At 36.4% G+C, this 18,385-nt stretch carries 16 protein-coding genes, 1 tRNA gene and 1 pseudogene; 9 read left to right on the forward strand and 9 right to left on the reverse strand.

The features are described 5' to 3' along the window. The first annotated feature begins 108 nt into the window (after positions 1-108). Together J1899_RS08490 and J1899_RS08495 are read left to right on the forward strand one after the other, a co-directional pair. The gene (locus J1899_RS08490; RefSeq protein ID WP_180320232.1) at positions 109-267 is read left to right on the forward strand and encodes a hypothetical protein; all 159 of its coding nucleotides are present in this window, start codon (positions 109-111) and stop codon (positions 265-267) included. Continuing rightward, on the forward strand, positions 264-413 hold the full coding sequence (locus tag J1899_RS08495; protein WP_156495806.1) for a hypothetical protein: 150 nt from the start codon (positions 264-266) through the stop codon (positions 411-413). The genes J1899_RS08490 and J1899_RS08495 overlap by 4 nt, the downstream gene beginning before the upstream one ends. Positions 414-466: 53 nt before the next feature. Here the strand turns inward: J1899_RS08495 and J1899_RS08500 are convergent, their stop codons facing one another. The 3 genes from J1899_RS08500 to J1899_RS08510 form a co-directional block, all read right to left on the reverse strand. Then, entirely contained in the window at positions 467-2,209 is a 1,743-nt protein-coding gene (locus tag J1899_RS08500; RefSeq protein ID WP_066447241.1) for a B12-binding domain-containing radical SAM protein, read from the reverse strand. 204 nt (positions 2,210-2,413) lie between these two features. Next, positions 2,414-3,007, reverse strand: coding sequence for a hypothetical protein (locus J1899_RS08505; RefSeq protein ID WP_066447232.1), 594 nt, complete (start codon positions 3,005-3,007; stop codon positions 2,414-2,416). 84 nt (positions 3,008-3,091) lie between these two features. Continuing rightward, on the reverse strand, positions 3,092-3,556 hold the full coding sequence (locus J1899_RS08510; protein ID WP_214478412.1) for a hypothetical protein: 465 nt from the start codon (positions 3,554-3,556) through the stop codon (positions 3,092-3,094). 242 nt (positions 3,557-3,798) lie between these two features. On the opposite strand from J1899_RS08510, the pseudogene J1899_RS08515 reads away from it, so the two are divergent. Continuing rightward, positions 3,799-4,206, forward strand: a pseudogene (locus J1899_RS08515) (M23 family metallopeptidase); the annotation flags it as partial. A 370-nt stretch (positions 4,207-4,576) separates the two neighbouring features. Here J1899_RS08515 and J1899_RS08520 read toward each other — a convergent pair. From J1899_RS08520 to J1899_RS08530, 3 genes are all read right to left on the reverse strand, one after another. Beyond that, the gene (locus tag J1899_RS08520; protein WP_214478796.1) at positions 4,577-5,248 is read right to left on the reverse strand and encodes a vWA domain-containing protein; all 672 of its coding nucleotides are present in this window, start codon (positions 5,246-5,248) and stop codon (positions 4,577-4,579) included. 518 nt (positions 5,249-5,766) lie between these two features. Further along, positions 5,767-5,840: transfer RNA gene (locus J1899_RS08525), tRNA-Arg, on the reverse strand. A 127-nt stretch (positions 5,841-5,967) separates the two neighbouring features. Further along, positions 5,968-7,008 (reverse strand): acyltransferase family protein, encoded by a 1,041-nt coding sequence (locus tag J1899_RS08530; protein WP_214478413.1) that lies wholly within the window; start codon positions 7,006-7,008, stop codon positions 5,968-5,970. A gap of 293 nt (positions 7,009-7,301) precedes the next feature. Here J1899_RS08530 and J1899_RS08535 point away from each other — a divergent pair, with 293 nt between their 5' ends. The 3 genes from J1899_RS08535 (at position 7,302) to J1899_RS08545 (ending at position 11,590) form a co-directional block, all read left to right on the forward strand. Further along, entirely contained in the window at positions 7,302-9,098 is a 1,797-nt protein-coding gene (locus J1899_RS08535; RefSeq protein ID WP_246586619.1) for a methyl-accepting chemotaxis protein, read from the forward strand. A 163-nt stretch (positions 9,099-9,261) separates the two neighbouring features. Further along, a complete protein-coding gene (locus J1899_RS08540; protein WP_214478414.1) occupies positions 9,262-10,698 on the forward strand; it encodes a PAS domain-containing sensor histidine kinase in 1,437 nt (478 codons plus the stop codon). Positions 10,699-11,014: 316 nt separating this feature from the next. Continuing rightward, on the forward strand, positions 11,015-11,590 hold the full coding sequence (locus J1899_RS08545; protein ID WP_214478415.1) for a DUF2087 domain-containing protein: 576 nt from the start codon (positions 11,015-11,017) through the stop codon (positions 11,588-11,590). Positions 11,591-11,680: 90 nt separating this feature from the next. Here the strand turns inward: J1899_RS08545 and J1899_RS08550 are convergent, their stop codons facing one another. After that, complete coding sequence (locus J1899_RS08550; protein WP_214478416.1) at positions 11,681-12,457, reverse strand: carbon-nitrogen family hydrolase; 777 nt, start codon at positions 12,455-12,457, stop codon at positions 11,681-11,683. Between the two features lie 297 nt (positions 12,458-12,754). Between J1899_RS08550 and J1899_RS08555 the strand changes: the two genes are divergently transcribed. Beyond that, positions 12,755-12,964 (forward strand): aspartyl-phosphate phosphatase Spo0E family protein, encoded by a 210-nt coding sequence (locus tag J1899_RS08555; protein ID WP_246586620.1) that lies wholly within the window; start codon positions 12,755-12,757, stop codon positions 12,962-12,964. Between the two features lie 100 nt (positions 12,965-13,064). On the opposite strand, the gene J1899_RS08560 is transcribed toward J1899_RS08555, so the two are convergent. Together J1899_RS08560 and J1899_RS08565 are read right to left on the reverse strand one after the other, a co-directional pair. Next, positions 13,065-13,796 carry a ZIP family metal transporter gene (locus J1899_RS08560; RefSeq protein ID WP_214478418.1) on the reverse strand — a complete coding sequence of 244 codons (732 nt, stop codon included), beginning with the start codon at positions 13,794-13,796 and terminating at the stop codon, positions 13,065-13,067. A gap of 388 nt (positions 13,797-14,184) precedes the next feature. Next, positions 14,185-15,684 carry an ATP-binding protein gene (locus J1899_RS08565; RefSeq protein ID WP_214478419.1) on the reverse strand — a complete coding sequence of 500 codons (1,500 nt, stop codon included), beginning with the start codon at positions 15,682-15,684 and terminating at the stop codon, positions 14,185-14,187. Positions 15,685-15,886: 202 nt separating this feature from the next. Here J1899_RS08565 and J1899_RS08570 point away from each other — a divergent pair, with 202 nt between their 5' ends. Together J1899_RS08570 and J1899_RS08575 are read left to right on the forward strand one after the other, a co-directional pair. Beyond that, the gene (locus tag J1899_RS08570; RefSeq protein WP_066447203.1) at positions 15,887-16,327 is read left to right on the forward strand and encodes a MarR family winged helix-turn-helix transcriptional regulator; all 441 of its coding nucleotides are present in this window, start codon (positions 15,887-15,889) and stop codon (positions 16,325-16,327) included. A gap of 329 nt (positions 16,328-16,656) precedes the next feature. Further along, entirely contained in the window at positions 16,657-18,351 is a 1,695-nt protein-coding gene (locus J1899_RS08575; protein ID WP_214478420.1) for a M3 family oligoendopeptidase, read from the forward strand. Positions 18,352-18,385: the final 34 nt, after the last annotated feature.

The following is an 18,385-nucleotide window of genomic DNA, read 5'->3' on the forward strand; positions in this document are numbered from 1 at the left end:
TAAAAGCTTGCGAATCGAAAAAGTTTTCTCACACAAAAAGCATGTCTTCCTGCCAAAAGTAGCACAATATAGAGGTAACAAAGCTAATATATGAGGAGGATACAGCACATGGCTAAACGCAAAGCACAATTTGATGCAGTTGAAAAATACAGCAAAACACCAAAAGAAAATTTGCATGAAACAGAATTCTCAGCAGAATTTAGTTCTGGAGAGAATCCCATGAAGGGTGCAAACCGAAATTCGAAAAAGGGAAAACAAGGCGAATGAAGAAAAAACAGCGTGATACTTTTAATAAAACAGAAAATGCAAATGTGGAATTCGGCATCGAATTTAGCGGAGGAATGAATGCATCAAAAATGTTTGATATTCCACATATGAGCAAAAAAGAAAAAGATACAAAAGAGAAAGACTGATAATAGCAGTTTATGATATCAAAAACAGCCTAGCAAAGAGCTAGGCTGTTTTGTTATATACCTGTATAAAAAATAGACGGTTTTTCTGTTTTTGGATCAAAGTAAACAAGCATCGCTGATGGTGTCTCATCAATGATTTCATCATGAAAGTATGATTCAAGACGAAAAGATAGTGTATCAAGCATCGTATGTTTATACAGCTCTTTTTCAGTGAGCTCCAGCTCTTTAAACTCATTGCCTAAAATCGAAGGATTTTCAATAATTGAACGATATAGAGAAGAACGTTTATCCTGTGTAAATGACTGCTTCCACCAAGGTTTTCTTGGTTTATATTTTTGCTTAGACAGGTAATCAAATTTCATTAACCCTTCAATAATAGGAAGCTGCTTGACTTGTGTATTCTCCAAAAATTCATAAAGGCGTTTATATAAATCCTCGAGCTGGTGGCCAATCCTTGACCAGCCTTTTTGTTCCCAATAAGTTCCGAACTCCTGGAAAAAGTCGAAAGGAGTTTGGAATACATGTGAAACCAAATATTCCACTGTAAAGTCCATGCGGTGATCGTTCCAGTACTTTTCCAGCACATCCTCTACTTGTTTAATTTTAATAATTTCATCAAAGCTTAACACATTATTCCCGAGTATTTCATACGGAGAATGATCCATATAGATATAGTTATGCTTTTCAGCGTCTAAGCGGAGACCTGTTCCGCGAAGCATTTTTAAAAACCCTAGCTGAAGTTCCTCTGGTCTCATAGCAAAAACATCATTAAATGTCTGCTTAAATGAGTCATAATTTTCTTCAGGCAAACCTGCAATGAGGTCTAAATGCTGGTCAATTTTACCGCCTTCTTTAACCATAGTGACCGTACGGGATAACTTAGCGAAATTCTGTTTCCGTTTAACAAGTTCATTTGTAAAATCATTGGTTGACTGCACACCAATTTCAAATCGGAATAAACCTGGAGGAGCTTCCTTGTTCAAGAATTCAATGACTTCTGGACGCATGATATCTGCCGTGATTTCAAACTGAAAAACAGTTCCAGGCAAATGCTCATCAATTAAAAACTGGAACATTTCCATTGCGTAGCTTCTGCTGATATTAAATGTTCTGTCAACAAATTTAATTGTTTTAGCACCATTTTGCATTAAATAACGGATATCATCTTTTATTTTTTCGCGATCAAAATAGCGAACACCAACCTCAATAGAAGAGAGACAGAATTGGCAGCTAAATGGACAGCCTCTGCTTGTTTCAATATAAATGACCCGTTTCGAAAGATCTTTTTGGTCTTCTTCAAAACGGAAGGGAGAAGGAAGTGTTTTTAAATCCAGCTTGTTTCGCTGCGGATTGATTTTGACCTTGCCATCTTTTCTAAATGCAATGCCAAACACATTTTCCAGCTGCAGATCCTCATGCAGTTCTTTCAGTAGCTGTTTAAATGTTTCTTCTCCTTCACCAAGAACAATATAATCAAATTCATTAACGTTTTCCATCCAATGTAAAACATCATATGAAACCTCTGGACCGCCAACAATGATTTGAATTTCAGGATCTATTTTCTTCAAAATTTTAACCACTTTAATGGTTTCTTCAATATTCCATATATAGCAGCTGAAACCAATGATTTTCGGCTTTTTGGAAATCAGATCAGTAACAATATTCATAACTGGATCTTTAATGGTATATTCAGTGATCTCAACTGGATACTCAGGCTCAGCATATGCCTTTAAATATCGGATCGCAATGTTTGTATGAATATATTTTGCATTTAAGGTTGTAAGAATTGTTTTCATCAAGAGTATCTCCTTATATAGCGTATCAGCATCTTATTATATAGGATTATTGAACGGAAATACAGGAGAGGCGAAAGGGAAAGATATATTGAAAGGCTGGAAAATACTGTTATACCAAGGGAATTACAGAATTAAATCATCAATGTTAAGGTGAATTGAAATATTTAATGTATTTCATTTTCCTTCGAAAGGACGGGTTCTAACTTATTCATGCTGGGCATCTGTTGTCTCATTATTAAATTTCTTTTCCATCCACAAAAATACATTTGTCAAAAATTTTGCGATCGTAATGACCAATAGATAGGCAAGAAAGAGGTGAAAATAATTAGTGTTGCCATAAAGCCTAATAAGCCCTAAAGCAACAAGAATCGGTTTAAATACAAATGCAAGAAATGCTGAAGTTATACCCATATAAAGAATATAATTTTTTTGATGATTTACGACCCATTGGTAGACTAGCATAAATGTAACAGGGACTAAACTTGAATCAAGTGATATACCTGGAAGCATAGGGATGACAGGGAAGGGATAATTTAAAAAACCGGAATTTTTAGTGTATAAATCAACATACCCAAAAATGACATGAACACTATAACCATAAAACCCCATTAGGAAGATTTGGTTCTTATCTATTTTAAAAAATAAAATGATAAGTGGAACGATTAATATAGAAACCATTAACCAATATTCAAAGGATGTATATAGTGAGAATTCTAACCAATAATCATTTAATGCTTTTTGTGCCTGTTCGCCCATTTTTACGATTTGATCAAATTGCTTTATTTGATTTTCCGCCATAATAGGATCTCCTTAGTGAGTATTAAACTAAGTATATTTTGTTATTGATTTTGAGAAATATTCATAGAAATGCATTTTTTACAGTTAATCGATTAAGTAAAACGATTTAACAGAGGGGAGAAAGGTAAACATAATAATGAAAAATCCTAGGAGGATATAGAAGATATGAATAAATTCAACAGACTGCATGATTAATATTTGTACCATAATCCATATGATTAACATTAATCCAATATAGCAAGAGAAATTCCACGATCCGTGCATTGACTTATAGATACTAAGCTTTTCAAATGCTTTTATAGGTTTTTTTGTGCTTAGAAAAAGTGCAGTTATTATAGGGAGAATACCAAATCCACTAAATAAGATTAGTCCAGGTAAGAAGTAATTCTGAAAAGGACTGTTTTGCAGTATTTCAAGGGGCAAGGATAAAATTGAGCCGTCAGGAAAGATAAGCAGTGCACCACCACCGATAAGAGCGCCAACTGCTAAAAAAATGTGCAAACTTATTAATAAATAACACGCAAATGATTTACGATGTCCCAACTTCATTTAATCATCTCCATTTAATTATGGTATTAAAATCATTTTATAATATGGAATATGAGTCAGAAGCTTTAAAATCGACGTATTTGTGAAGATTATAAAATTTGAAGCATGATCTCCTTTCAGCAGTTATTATAGCTTCTAGTTGCATGAACTAGTCTGAGAGAAAGTGTACAAACTGGAATGAAATAGCAAAGGTTGTCCACACGGGCAGGTCTATCAAAGAATATCTTACTATTAGGTAGGTGATTTTTATGTTTATTTATCCAACAACAGTAAGAAGAATTACTTCTGGATTTAGACCGCCAAACAGAACCAATCATCATGGGGTTGACTTTGCAGATTCTGGAACTCATGAGATCGTTGCAGCAGCTGCTGGGACTGTTACAAGATCATATAGGTCACCAAGTTACGGGGAATGTATCATTCTGCGGCACACTGTAAATGGAGAAATATGGGAAACATTATATGCTCATATGCTAAAAGGCAGCAGAAAAGCAGTTCAAGGGGAAACGGTTAAACAGGGACAGGTAATAGGAATTATGGGGAACACAGGACAGTCGACTGGGCAGCATTTACATTTTGAACTGCATAGAGGGACATGGAACGCAGCGAAGTCGAATGCAGTCAATCCATTAGATTATCTGCAGGAAGGGCAAAATGCTACTGCAAATGAAAGGAAGTTATCCGGAATGATACCAAACTGGGCAGACTGGCAGTGGAAAGAAGCGGCATCCATTTATAAAAGAGCACGCGAGAATCAAATTCTCTCATCAGATCAATGGGAAAAGAAAGCAGCTGCTAAAAACCTCACCTTTGATGAAATAGAGTATCTGAATTTAGTGCTGAATGGAAGAAGATTATAGGAGTTATATAAATAAGTTAAGACAATCAACTTTACCGATTGGCAGGGCTGATTGTCTTAGTTTGTTCTTATTAGATATACATTCGCTGCTTAAAATGTATGATCTATCTTTATTTGTTGTCATATTTTATATTAACACTGCTTGTCTAATAGTTTAGCAGTTATGAACGCAAGATTTTCTTTTCTTTTGCTTCTTTAATCCAAAGCGGAAATTCATTCAATAATTGGTCATATAATTCTTCATCAGATACATGTTCCAGATTACTCAAATGAAAGAAATTCGCATTATCAACAACTCTTCCCTCCATCGTATCCAATTTTTTCAATACATCAAAATTAGAATCTCCAATTCCGATGAACTGCCAGAAAATTGGCTGAACAGATGATTCTACGATAAACTTCTTAATACCGGGCTTACAGCCTCCATCGTTTATAAATACTAAGAAAACAGGATCATCGCCTGGTTCTTCATTTATATATTTTTGGATGACATCTTCCATGACTTTTGGTTCGTCGTTTCTGCCGAACTTATGGACTGAGTCATTTGCTAGGATCTGCTGATTAACATAATCTGCAAAATCTTCTTCTGTTACAGCTGGTAATCTGGTGAACTCGTTGTCATAAACCCACACATCTAATGCCCCATCGTCATCAAACTGACTGGCAACAGCCAAAACGCGTTCGACGGCTTCCTGAACAACTCCTTCACGGTATAATCTTCGCATAGAGCCAGAAATATCTAAAACAAGGCCAACTCTTGCCACAACACCTTTAAGATTCTTTTTCTCTAAAACGATTCCAGCTGCTTTCTTTTTTAATGAGATCGTGCTCAACATAAATCCCTCCATTTTTCTTATTAGACTTTCAAGAAGCTGCATAATAGTAATTAGGCTCTGTAGCTAGTTTAGATTAGATGAGAATGCAGTTTAGTCTCTTTAAGCTCTTAGAAGCTTGTCTCAATGGTGAATTTTCTTTATTATAACGTAAAAAAGCACTTGTGTTGATATTAAAACTTCCAGATTTAGAAAGATTAAGAATGTTTTAGGATAATAATTATTATGAAGTATTTTTACTTAAAGGCAGGGTAATTGTGTGAATGAAAATACTTAGGAAGATGTTGTGAAGGTGATTAATATTGTGCAGTATCCATTAAAGTTGTCCAGTTTTATTGTTCAAGATTCACTATCACTGAAAGGTAGTATTGGTGGGGATCTTGTATAGCCATAAAATTGAACATGTTTTTGTACATACCCCAATCCGACCCCAATTATAAAGCAGAGAACGTTTGCTTCAAAAACAAAACAGCCGTCAAACCCAATAACACCAAGGGTTCACGGCTGTTTCAATTTAGCGTCCCAGATAGGAATCGAACCTACGACCTACAGCTTAGGAGGCTGTCGCTCTATCCTGCTGAGCTACTGGGACGTGGTATGTAACATAAGCGTCGATTATTTATTATAAAATGGCAGGGAGGTGCTGGTCAAACGAAATACTCACTCACACAGAATTATAAAAGGGCTGAGTTTATAGAGAGAAACTCAGCCCCAAATTATTAATTAAATCGTTTGTTCCGATAAAATTTAAGCATTGCAGTAAGCCGGACCTTTAACGTATGCAGTTTGGCGGTTTTAAGCTCAATCAGAGGCTGTGTCAGGGCGGTTGCAAGCCCGCTTGACAGCAATAAAGTCAGCAGCAGTGAGATACTGGCGAGCATGAGGAATTGCTCAGGCTCGTTAAAGTAATTCTGCAGGTCGCTTTCTCTAAAGAGCCTAACGATAAAGCCATGCAATAAATACACATATAAGGTGTTTTTGCCGAGTCTAGTAAAGAAGTATTGTCCATTTGGCACGCATGCAAGAAAGCTAAAAACCATAAGAAAACTTAGTAGATAGAATCCAAGTCTGGTTAGAAGTGCAGTAAACGAAGCTGCACCCATTTCTGCATATGGTTTGCTTCCGAGCAGCCATTGATAGTTAATGTCTGGATACAGGTAAAAAAGTGCTGTTGCAATTGCAAATATACCTATTGCAGAAGCTCTTGCTGATGGTCTCATTAAAAGAGCCAAATGCTCTTTCTTAAGAAAGTAACCTGCTAAAAATAAAGGAAAAAATACAAAGGTTCTTGATAAGCTTAAATAGTTGGAAACCCAATCCACATAGCCGATTGCCAATCCAATGAACAAAGCGGCTGTAATGGCATAGGCGGGTTTAAACTTAGAAAACAATAAGAGCATTATATTCCAGCAGAATAAGGAAATGAGAAACCACAGGGACCAATGCGGATTGAATGGATCCATATCAATGGACGGCCTGTTGTACAGATAATAATAAAACAGCGAATAGATGCCTTGAAAAAGCAAATAAGGCAGAATTAACTTCTTGGCAATTTTTTGTATATAGCCTTTTTCATAATATCCTTTTGCAAAAAAGCCTGAAACGAGAATAAATGCAGGCATGTGAAAGGAATAAATCACTTTATATACTGTAAAGATTGTTTCATTATCTTCAATAAAAGAGCGGAGCAGATGTCCAAATACAACGAAGAAAATTAAAATAAACTTCGCGTTATCAAAGTAGAAATTTCTTTTTTCCATAAATCCTCCTCTATTAAAGACCCCCTAAAAACCAATATTTATTTACCCAAACTAACACGATATAAACAGACAGAGTAGCGGTAAATCCAAGTTGTATTACTAGTTTTATCCAATGTATAGGTGTATGTACCCATTTTGTTAATTGTTTGTAAAGTAATAATATTGTTTTTGTTAAAACTATTCTTCAAAAGGTGAATCTTATGGATTATAATGAATTTATATAATAGTAAAAATGTTATATAAATATAGTTCTATTGGCATAGTAGTTCGGAGACGACCAGGAGGGGAATGTGGTGAAAGGACTAAAAGGTTCTAAAAAGAAAGTAAAGAAGAAAATGGAAAAAAAACGCGGTGAAAAAATTACGGAGCAAATGCAAAAAGTAATGAGCTCCAATTGGTGGAAAAAGTTAAAGCTGGGTCAGAAATATGGCGTGGTTTTATTCACAACAATCGGGCTTTTTACTGCCTCAACGATCATTACGTTTGTTCTTTTAACCTTAGCAGGCTCTAAAATGAATACGGTTGAAGAAGCTGGCGAAAGAGCAGTCAATATTTCTGAAGTTACAACCGTTTTTCATCGACAAGGGAGTACCATTGGAAATTATATTATTGATAGTAACCCTAAGCATCTTACAACTTTTTCAGAACTCTCAACAGAATTGGATCAGCAAGCGGAGGTTATTTCACCGCTGTTGACGGAAAAACGCAATAAGGAACTATTCAATCAAGTGATACAAAACAACGAAACTATTACTTCCGCATTTCTAGATGAAATTGAACCAGCAGTGAAACAGATGAATGTGCGTGAATACCGCCTTGGTAAATTGCAGGTTGATAATCTAATTGCAGATACTGTGACCCTTTTGGATGAGTTAAATGAAAACTTACATACACAGCAAGCAAATGCCATTTCAGCGGCAAAGGGAAGCTTAACGCTAACTTTAATTGTATTAGGAATCTCTATTGTTGTTTCTGCTTTTCTGGCAATCTCAAGTCTCATAATGATTGGAAAAATCATTTCCAGAAAGCTCGGACAAATTGTCCATGTTTCCAATGAAATTGCTGCAGGGAATTTAAATGTGCAATCATTGGAATATGACGGCCAAGACGAGATTGCAGAATTAAGCCAGGCAACAAACATTATGAAGGATAATCTGCAGAACATCATCAAAGAAATTACTTCGGTCTCCCAGTATGTAACAGATCGCAGCGGAGAACTAAATACGGCTGCCGGTGAAGTGAAAGCCGCTTCTCAGCAGGTGGCATCAACTATGCAGGAGCTCTCAGGAGGAGCAGAAGAACAAGCAAACTCTGCGACCGGACTTGCCCAAATGATGGAAGAATACTTAGAAAAGGTTAATGCAGCCACAAAAAGTGGAGAACAAATCAGCAGTGCTTCAGCAGAAGTGCTGGATATGACAAAATCAGGCGACTTGCTCATGCGGGAGTCACAGCAGCAAATGATTGCGATCAATGATATTGTAAAAGCTTCGGTAGAGCGAGTGAATGGGCTGGATGATCATACAAAGCAAATATCTAAACTTATTAAAGTAATTCAGGAAATTGCTGATCAGACCAACTTGCTTGCTTTAAATGCCGCCATTGAAGCGGCGCGAGCTGGAGAACATGGCCGCGGGTTTGCGGTTGTGGCAGATGAAGTAAGAAAATTAGCTGAACAGGTATCATTCTCAGTTAAGGATATAACCAGCATCGTAACGAATATTCAAAAAGAATCATCAAATGTTGTTGCATCTTTAGAAAAAGGCTACAATCAGGTGGAAGAAGGAACGAATCAAATTGAGGTTACTGGTGAAACGTTCCAAAAGATCTATAATGCAGTCAATATTATGTCGTCCAATGTGACAGATATTTCTAACAGTCTTCAAGTGGTGGCTGATCGCTCTATGAGTATGAACCATTCAATTGAAAATATAGCGGCTGTTTCCGAGCAGTCGGCAGCTGGCATTGAACAAACAAGTGCATCCGTTACCCAGACGAATCATTCAATGGAAGAGATATCGGATAGTGTGGAATCTTTGTCCGAACTCGCTGAGCAGCTTAATGTAATGATAATGAAATTTAAAATTTAGGGTGATTTAGCGGTTCTGACAATTTTGTTGGAACCGTTTTTTAATCATTTTGGAAATCAATCTTATAAAAACAGAAGGGCAGAAAAGAGGTATTTTATCTCCATTGTAGAATTATTTAGGATGAAAGAAAGCCGATTCACTGCCGTACATAGGAGGGGGAAATTTGAACACTTCATACAAGAATTGCAGCAGCAATGAATTTACAAAAGTTCTTGCCGAAAAGGAACGATTATTCAGTATCTTTTATGAGAAATCTTCAGATCCGATTCTTTTCTGGCAAGAGGGTATGATTATCTCTGCCAACCCTGCTATGTGTATAATGTTGGGACTTAGCCTTGCGGATTTGCATAAGTATAAATTAGACGATTTTATATGCAAAGATCCAGCTTATTACGCTACCTTTCATGCTTTATATCTGAATGGATCAGCTGAAGGGGAAGTGACATTTACTACACCTAGTGGTGAGAGTATGCCATTAAAAATAAAACTTAACCAGAATATATTGGATGATTGTCATTTGGCTATTTTTTATCCTGCAGAAGACCGTGCATTTAGGGATAAAGAGCTCGCGGAGAGTGAAAATAAATTCAGGAACCTGTTTGAAGGCTCACTGGAGGGACTTGTTTTATGGAATGACCAATATGAGGTTGTTGATATGAATCCTGCTGCTAAGGAAATGCTTGGTGTAGATCAAGATACAGTCATTGGTTCATTTATCAAAGATTCATGTAAGGACTGCAAATTAGAGCGGCAAGAATTGAAGGATCGAATTGGCCGTGTTTCAGGAACATTTAAATTAAAGCAAAAGAATGATATAGAAAAAACCTTTGAATTTTCAACATTGCATCAGGTCTTTTCACAGCTTAATGTCACGGCACTGAAAGACATCTCGGAAAGGCTAATTCTTGAAGAGCAGCTTAGAAAGTCAGAAACCTTACATGTTTTAGGTGAACTTGCAGCTGGAGTGGCCCATGAGGTGCGTAATCCGCTAACAGCTTTAAAAGGTTTTATTCAGTTGCTGGAAGGTTCTGTTCAAGAAGACTTTTCCATGTACTTCAATGTTATTACAACGGAATTAGAAAGAATTGAATCTATTATTAATGAGTTTTTGTTCCTCTCCAAACCGCAGGCACTATGTTTTTCAGAAGAAGATATCTGTTCTATTATGAATCAAACTCTTGACTTGCTTTCTGCTCAAGCGGTTTTACATAACATCCAATTTATTAAACAGTTTTCTGAAAACCCTATCAATATAACCTGTGTGCCAAATCAATTGAAAAAAGTATTTATCAATATGCTTAAAAACGCGATAGAAGTAATGCCTGATGGAGGTTTTATCTGTATACATATTCAGAGGATTGAAGATGAACTCATAAAAGTCTCTATCATTGATCAAGGAGCAGGAATGGACAATGACAAAATGAAGAAGCTTGGAGAGCCATTCTATACAACGAAGGAGAGAGGGACAGGGTTAGGCTTAATGGTCACCTATAAGATCATAGAGGAGCATAGTGGCCGGATTGAGGTTGAAAGTGAAGTTGGAAAAGGAACAGCTTTTCATGTTCTTTTGCCTATTGTTCAAAAGAGTAATGATATTTAGTGGTTAAAAGATTTTTTGGTCAAACCATTCAATGTTTTAAGGGATTCCTAAATACTCGTTCAGCTGCAGCTGGCTGATTTCGTACTCCTTAAGAACGTTTCCTGTGCTTTAAATGACAAATTTAACACAGCCTTCTTCCTGCCTAAGGTAAGCGGGCTGTTTTTTTGGTGTGCAGGACAGTGTTTGATATAAAAAGGAATTGTCAAAAAGTGGCCTGCGCAATTAAGCTGTTCATGAATCTTTATTGACGTATATCTTTTATTTTGATATATATCTAATTAGATAATTATAAAATAAGCAGAAAGGAGATCGAACGTTGCAGCTTAACAGAATCGTAGCATTTCATAAGACAATGGGTGACCCGACAAGAATCCGCATTGTACATCTTCTTGCTAAAGGACCGCTTCATGGGCAAGCGATCGCTGGAAAACTAGGGTTAACACCACCGACGATTACACATCATTTAAATAAATTAAAAGATATTAATCTTGTTTATCAGCGGAGAGATAAAAACACAATTTACTTTTACTTAAATGAATCTGTTCTTCAGCACCAGGCAAAGGCATTAGTGAAAATGTTAGAAGAAGAGGAGGAATTAACCCTAATGGCAAATGATGAGGCAGCCAAGGTCATAAAAAACTTTTTCGCAGCAGATGGTACGCTTAAATCAATACCAGCACAAAGAAAGAAGAAGTTAATTATTTTTGAACATATAATGCAAGGATTTAAAATAGGGGAAAAATATGAGGAAAAAGAGGTAAATGAATATATAAAAAAATATCACCAAGACTATGCAACCATTCGGAGAGAATTTATTATAAATCAATATATGTACCGGGATAACGGCATATATGAAGTGAATCCAAAGGAAATGTGGGCAAAAAGCGAATAAAATCCGTTTGCATGGCTGATTTCAAGACTTAACTGAATATCATAAAAAAACTCCTCAGAGTATTGTCTGTAGGAGTTTTTGATGTTTCGTTTAGTAAAAATCAGGCTTGCGATCTAAAAAGATCGGAATGGTTTTTCGTACTTGCTGAACTTGATCAAGATCGATTTCTGCCTGCAGGATCTGTTCGCCTAAGTCTGCTTCTGCAATCACATGCCCCCATGGATCAATGATCATGGAATGCCCTGCAAACTGATTATTAGGATCACTTCCGGAGCGATTGCAGGCTACAATAAAGCACTGATTTTCAATCGCTCTGGCAATCAGCAATGCACGCCAGTGATCAAGTCGTTTAAGCGGCCATTCAGCAGATACAAATAGAACCTCCGCACCCTCTAATACATGTCTTCTAATCCATTCGGGAAAACGGATATCATAGCAGATTACACCAGCAAACGTGCGATCTTCTAAAGAGAATAGACCAGTATCATGTCCGTCCTTCAAATAAAGATGTTCGTCCATTAACTTGAATAAATGCAGTTTGCTGTATGTGTGAATAAGCTGTCCATCCTTTGCCAATATAGGCATTGAATTATAAATGTCCTGCCCATTCTGATTGGCAACAGACCCGCCAATTATATGAATATCATTCTTCACCGCAGCTTCTTGTAAAAATGAGATTGCTTCTTGGATATTAGCCAGCTGTGGAAGGTTTTGCAAGTCGTAGCCAGTTGTCCACAGTTCAGGTAAAACAATAATATCAGTGCCAGATAAGCATGCGTCCATAATCATTCTGTTGGCAGTTTCAAAGTTCGCCTGGGGGTCACCGAAAGTAATATCCATTTGCAGGCAGGAAATGTTCAGTTTCATTTTCTTCCTCCTCATCCTATTTGTTTATATCTTATTTGAATATGTAGAACATGTAAATTTAAAATGTAGTTTTTATAAAGAAATGTAAGAAGATGATGGAAAAATGTCGAATCAGCATTAAAAATAGGTGTAAAAACTGTCGATTGCCAATTATTTTGAAAAAATAATGTCTAATATTGCGAATCTATTTACAATATTAGAAATTCTTGTAATAATTCTTCAAGTGGTCATAAAAAAATAAATGATAATGTAGAAAAGAAATAGGAGGAAATAAGGTTGTTTTATAGGAGAAAGTTGTTGAACGAAATTCAAGCGAAAAGGGAAATGATGATTCAATCTGCAGACAAGCATGGAATAAGCAGCGAAATAACAATTAGACACAGTCAAGAGCTGGATAAACTTATACTAGAATACCAATATAATCTGCAGCGGCAAAAAGAGCGAAGAATAGAAATTAGACTTCTTTTCAAACAGCTTATTTTAAATTTGAAAAAACCGGCTGTATAGTCTCTGTATGATATGGAGTTGAATATATGAAATATGTATATGCGAGGCGCCACTTACCTCTCATTAGCATAGTTGGATTGGCGCCGTACAAATTTTTAAATTAAAATAACTGTATTAATAAAATCATAAATAAAAGTCCAGTGATAAAGGAATAGGTGGAAGTGGTCTCATTCCCATCTCCATGACTTTCCGGTATAAGTTCTTTATAAATGATAAATAGCATGGCACCTGCTGCAAACGCTAACCCATAAGGAACGAGGTTGGCAACATAAGCGGTAAGGAAAAAGCCTAACAAGCCAGATACAATTTCAATCGCTCCTGTTAATGTCGCAATAATAAACGCTTTTAACTTACTGATTTTTTGATTTACTAGAAACAATGCAACAAGAAAACCTTCTGGTGCATTCTGCAGGCCAATGGCAAATGCAATCAAGTTTCCGGTATCTTCTGTGCTTGATGCATAACTTACACCTACTGATAATCCCTCAGGAATATTGTGAAGGGTGATAGCCGAGATAATGAGCAGTGCTTTTTCATCGAATTCGATACCGCTTTTTGAATGCTCTAAATCAATATGAGGAATCCTTTTTTCAAGTAATGTCAATGTAAAGACACCTAAAATGATTCCAATTGCCAACGGTAAAAAGCCCCCTAGACTAAGTGCTTCAGGTATAAGCCCCATAGTAGAAGCAGCCATCATAATGCCTGCTGTGAATGCAAGCAATACGTCACGCCAGCGATGTGTTACTGAACCGCGCATAAACAGAATAATAAAGGCCCCAGCTCCTGTTGATAATGCGGAGAGTACACTTCCAAAGATGACTTCAGTCATTTAATTCACCTCTCCTTTTGTGTCAAAGGTATTTAATGTGAAAAATGAGAAAAAGAATATTAAGATAATTTTCAGTGTTGATTAAATCATAAACGTGCATTAGAAATGTGCAGGATTCTTTTATCATAATATCCTCAAAAGAAAAGAGCAATCAAAACATCTGCTCTCACAAATCAGTAAAAACAATACAAGGACAGAAGATTGGAGAAACTAAAATTCACCGGTTACAATAACAATCAAATAACTTTATGTTTCCATTACCTTCCTTTATAAATGCATTGGCACAGCATTATTGAAGGAAGGGCTTGAAAACTTAATGAAATCATATGCAAATGAATGCATGATGGTGAAAAAAAAAGCAGAGCTGCTTTTGCTCTGCTTCAATTCGTTAGACATCAGAGGGAGTTTCCTTCTTCGGAAGAAAGATATCAACCTGAGTGCCATAGTTCTCTTTACTGGTTATGAAGATTTCGCCTCCAAATGATTCAATAATCCTTCTGCAAACGACGAGACCAAGTCCAGTACCCATATCCTTTGATGTATAAAAAGGCTGAAAGATTTTTTTAATTGCTTGTTCAGATATGCCCATGCCTGTATCAATGATTTTAATTTGGCATTTACTGTTCTTGGCAGATAATTTAATGGTCAAACTACCCCCAGCTTCCATTGATTCAAATGCATTTTTAGTGATATTTAAAATGACTTGCTTCATTTGATCGTTTGTACCTACCACATATATAGGCTGATTCGGAAGCTCACACTGATAACTTATTCGGTTCATAAGAGCTTCAGAACGAATTAAAGGATCAAGGGTTTTAATAATTTGCTTTAAATCCATTATTTCATTTTTTTGTGCTGTTGGTTTCCCGAGAATTAGAAACTCACTGACGATCTCATTAATTCTATTAATCTCATCATTAATGACTGAAAAATAATATTGGTCGGTAGAGTTTGTATATTTTTCACTTAGTAATTGAACAAGTCCTTTTATGCCGGTTAGAGGATTGCGAATTTCGTGAGCGGTACTTGCTGCAAGAGTCCCCACAAGCTCCAATTTCTGCAGCTCATTTTCTTTCTTTTCTTGCTGAGCCTGTCTTTTAAGCATAAAGTACTGAATAAAGACAAAAATGATATGAGTAATAATAAGATATTTTGCCAGGGAGGTCATTACTTGTTTATAAATATGATCTGTATCTTTGCTTGGCATTTTCACTTCTAATTCCCATGGCAGGCTTTCAAGGGGAACAGAAAGCTTTTCCTGTGAAAATTCTTTCTTTGATTGAATATCGAAAATAAGTTCTTCCTCTGCATTTAATAAAGCTAAGCTTGTATTTGGAGTTAATACCTTCATAATATTTTCCATATAATCACTACGCAGATGTGCGATAAGAATGGCATCTATCTCCCCATTCTCAGAGAAAATGGGTTTCCCAACTCCAATTACCTTCTGTCCATTTATTAATTTTTCTTCTTTATTGGAAATGATTATGTCTTTTGTTTTGGTAATTTCTTTAATATATTCTGTTTCTGATAGATCTGCATTTTCTAAGTATGAATTTGAGCCTGTAATAATGGTTCCATTTTTATTGAGCAAGTAGATCCCTCCATAACGGGGATCCATTCGATGAGCTTCCTGTAAAAGATTCTCCAGTTGATCTGCAGATTGATCAGTTCTAATCGATACGGATAAAATTTCTAACATAGTAAACGTCTCTGAGATAAATTGATCCCAGCTTTTCTGATGAACAGATGCAATCCAATAGGTGTCTTCCTGCCTATTATGGTATTCCTCATCTGCTGACTGGTATAAAGAATATAGAACACCGATCAATGTGGGCAATAATACGATAAGACAATAAATGGCGATATTCTGATATTTATTCGTCATATGCTTACTCCGAACTTTCATAGATTTTCATTTTTTATTATACCATTTTTTGGACGATTACGCTGAATGAAATAGAAAGGCTTACAACTAAGTAAAAAGTCCGATGAATCAGGTTCAGTAAATTGACATGCAGAACTTGCTTCCTTATAATTATTTTGATTTCAAGAAATTTTGTCTATTAATTTGTAAAGGATTGGAGTAAATGAGTTCTGAGAATATAAGCCAATCGCTGAAGTTATTTATTGTTCTTTCAAGAGCATACCGTTCAATTAATGAGCAGGTAAATAAAAGAATACAAACATATGGTTTGAATCCGACTGAATTTGCCGTTTTGGAACTTTTATACCATAAAGGCGACCAGCCTCTTCAGCAAATTGGCGGAAAGATCTTATTGGCGAGCGGCAGCATAACTTATGTTGTGGATAAGCTCGAGCAAAAGGATTATTTAAGAAGAGTTGCTTGTCCTAATGACCGACGAGTAACTTTTGCACAAATTACCGAGAAAGGGAAAGAATTTATTGAAAGCATCTTTCCTGAGCATGAGCAGAAAATACATGAGATTATGTCTGTTTTGAGTGAAGAAGAAAAAGAAAGTGCTATTGAGCTGCTTAAGCGCGTAGGACTTTCAGTTGGAAAGTATTAATTATCGATGGCGAGCTCAGTCAGGAAGACGGGCTCGTTTTTTACTTTTATTTTAGCAGGAAAACGTTGGATTGAATAAAAAATTGGGAATTAACTAAAAATAATAGAATCATAGCGATCTAGAACGTTAGGCGAATATTTAGAACAAGAAAAAAGGTAATAATAAAGGAATTTCACTGCTGCTGTCGAAATAAATTATGCTGTAGGATAGAGATCAAAGACAAAGAACTCTACATTACATATAGGAGACTAGCGGGTAAGTAACCAAATTACTGTCTCAGAACCAGCTTAACATTCAGAATTTTTAAAATGATAAAGGGGTGCTTAAAAGTGAGATTTGAAGATTATAAGTATGTTCGGCCGGATATTGAGGATGCAGGAAAGAAATTAGAAGCTGCAATAGAACAATTTAAAAATGCTGCATCAATTGAAGAGCAGAATAAAGCGATGACGGATTTCAATACAATTCGGAATGATCTGGGCACGATGTCTAATTTGACGTATATTCGGCACTCAATTGATACAAATGATGAGTTTTATAAGGCTGAGCAAGAATTTATGGATGAAGTTCAGCCGCAGATTGAAGGACATATTACAAAGTATTATGAGGCTTTAGTAAATTCACCTTTCAGAGGTGAGCTCGAGAAAAAATGGGGGAATCAGCTATTTGATCTGGCAGATGCTCAGTTAAAAGTGTTCTCACCTGAAATTGTCTCCTACTTGCAGAAAGAGAACAAATTATCATCTGAATATACAAAGCTTATTGCCTCTGCCAAAATTGATTTTGAGGGAGAAGAAAGAACCCTTGCTCAACTAGATCCGTATACAGAGTCAACAGATCGTGAAATGCGGAAAAAGGCAAGTGAAGCAAAGTTTGGTTTTCTGGGTGGGATCGAACAGGAACTTGACAGGATTTATGATGAACTCGTGCAGCTGCGGACAGAGATTGCTCATAAACTTGGCTATAAAAACTTTGTAGAATTAGGATATCACCGCATGTATCGAACGGATTATAATGCGGAAATGGTAAAGAACTTTCGTGACCAGATCAAGGAATACATTGTACCGCTTGCTACCAAGTTAAAAGAGCGCCAGCGCGAACGAATTGGTGTTGATCAGCTTAAATATTATGATGAGGGATTTGTTTTCAGCACAGGCAATGCTGTTCCAAAAGGTGATCCAGATTGGATTGTGGCCAATGGACAAAAGATGTATGATGAGCTTTCAGAAGAAACAGGTAAATTCTTCGCTTTTATGAACGAAAACGGTTTAATGGACCTTGTTGCGAAAAAAGGGAAAGCTGGCGGAGGCTATTGTTCATATATTGAAAACTACAAGGCGCCATTTATTTTCTCTAACTTTAATGGAACTTCTGGAGATATAGATGTACTTACACATGAAGCAGGTCACGCATTCCAGGTTTACGAAAGCAGTCATTTTGAGATTCCGGAATATAATTGGCCAACCTATGAAGCAGCTGAAATTCATTCAATGAGCATGGAGTTTTTTACATGGCCGTGGATGGAGAATTTCTTTCAAGAGGATACAGATAAATATAAGTTTTCACATTTAAGCTCAAGCTTATTGTTCCTGCCATATGGTGTTGCAGTTGATGAATTTCAGCATTGGGTTTACGAAAACTATAAAGCGACACCAGAAGAGCGAAAGCATGCTTGGAGAGAAATTGAGAAGAAGTATATGCCTCATCGAGATTATGATGGAAATGAATATTTAGAGAACGGCGGCTTCTGGCAGCGTCAGGGTCATATATATAATTCGCCTTTCTATTATATTGATTATACACTCGCACAAATTTGTGCCTTCCAATTCTGGAAACGATCACGAGAAAACCATGAAAAAGCCTGGAAAGATTATTTACATCTTTGCAAACTGGGCGGTAGCCTTCCATTCACAGGTCTTGTGAAAGAGGCAAATTTAATCTCTCCATTTGAGGATGGCTGTGTTCAATCAGTTGTTAGTGAAATTGATCAATGGCTATCTGCAGTGGACGATAAAGCTTTGTAAGAAATGAAATGGGCAGGCGCTATTTATGGCGCCT

This window comes from Cytobacillus gottheilii, assembly GCF_018582665.1.
In the GTDB taxonomy this organism is placed as follows: domain Bacteria; phylum Bacillota; class Bacilli; order Bacillales; family Cytobacillaceae; genus Cytobacillus; species Cytobacillus gottheilii.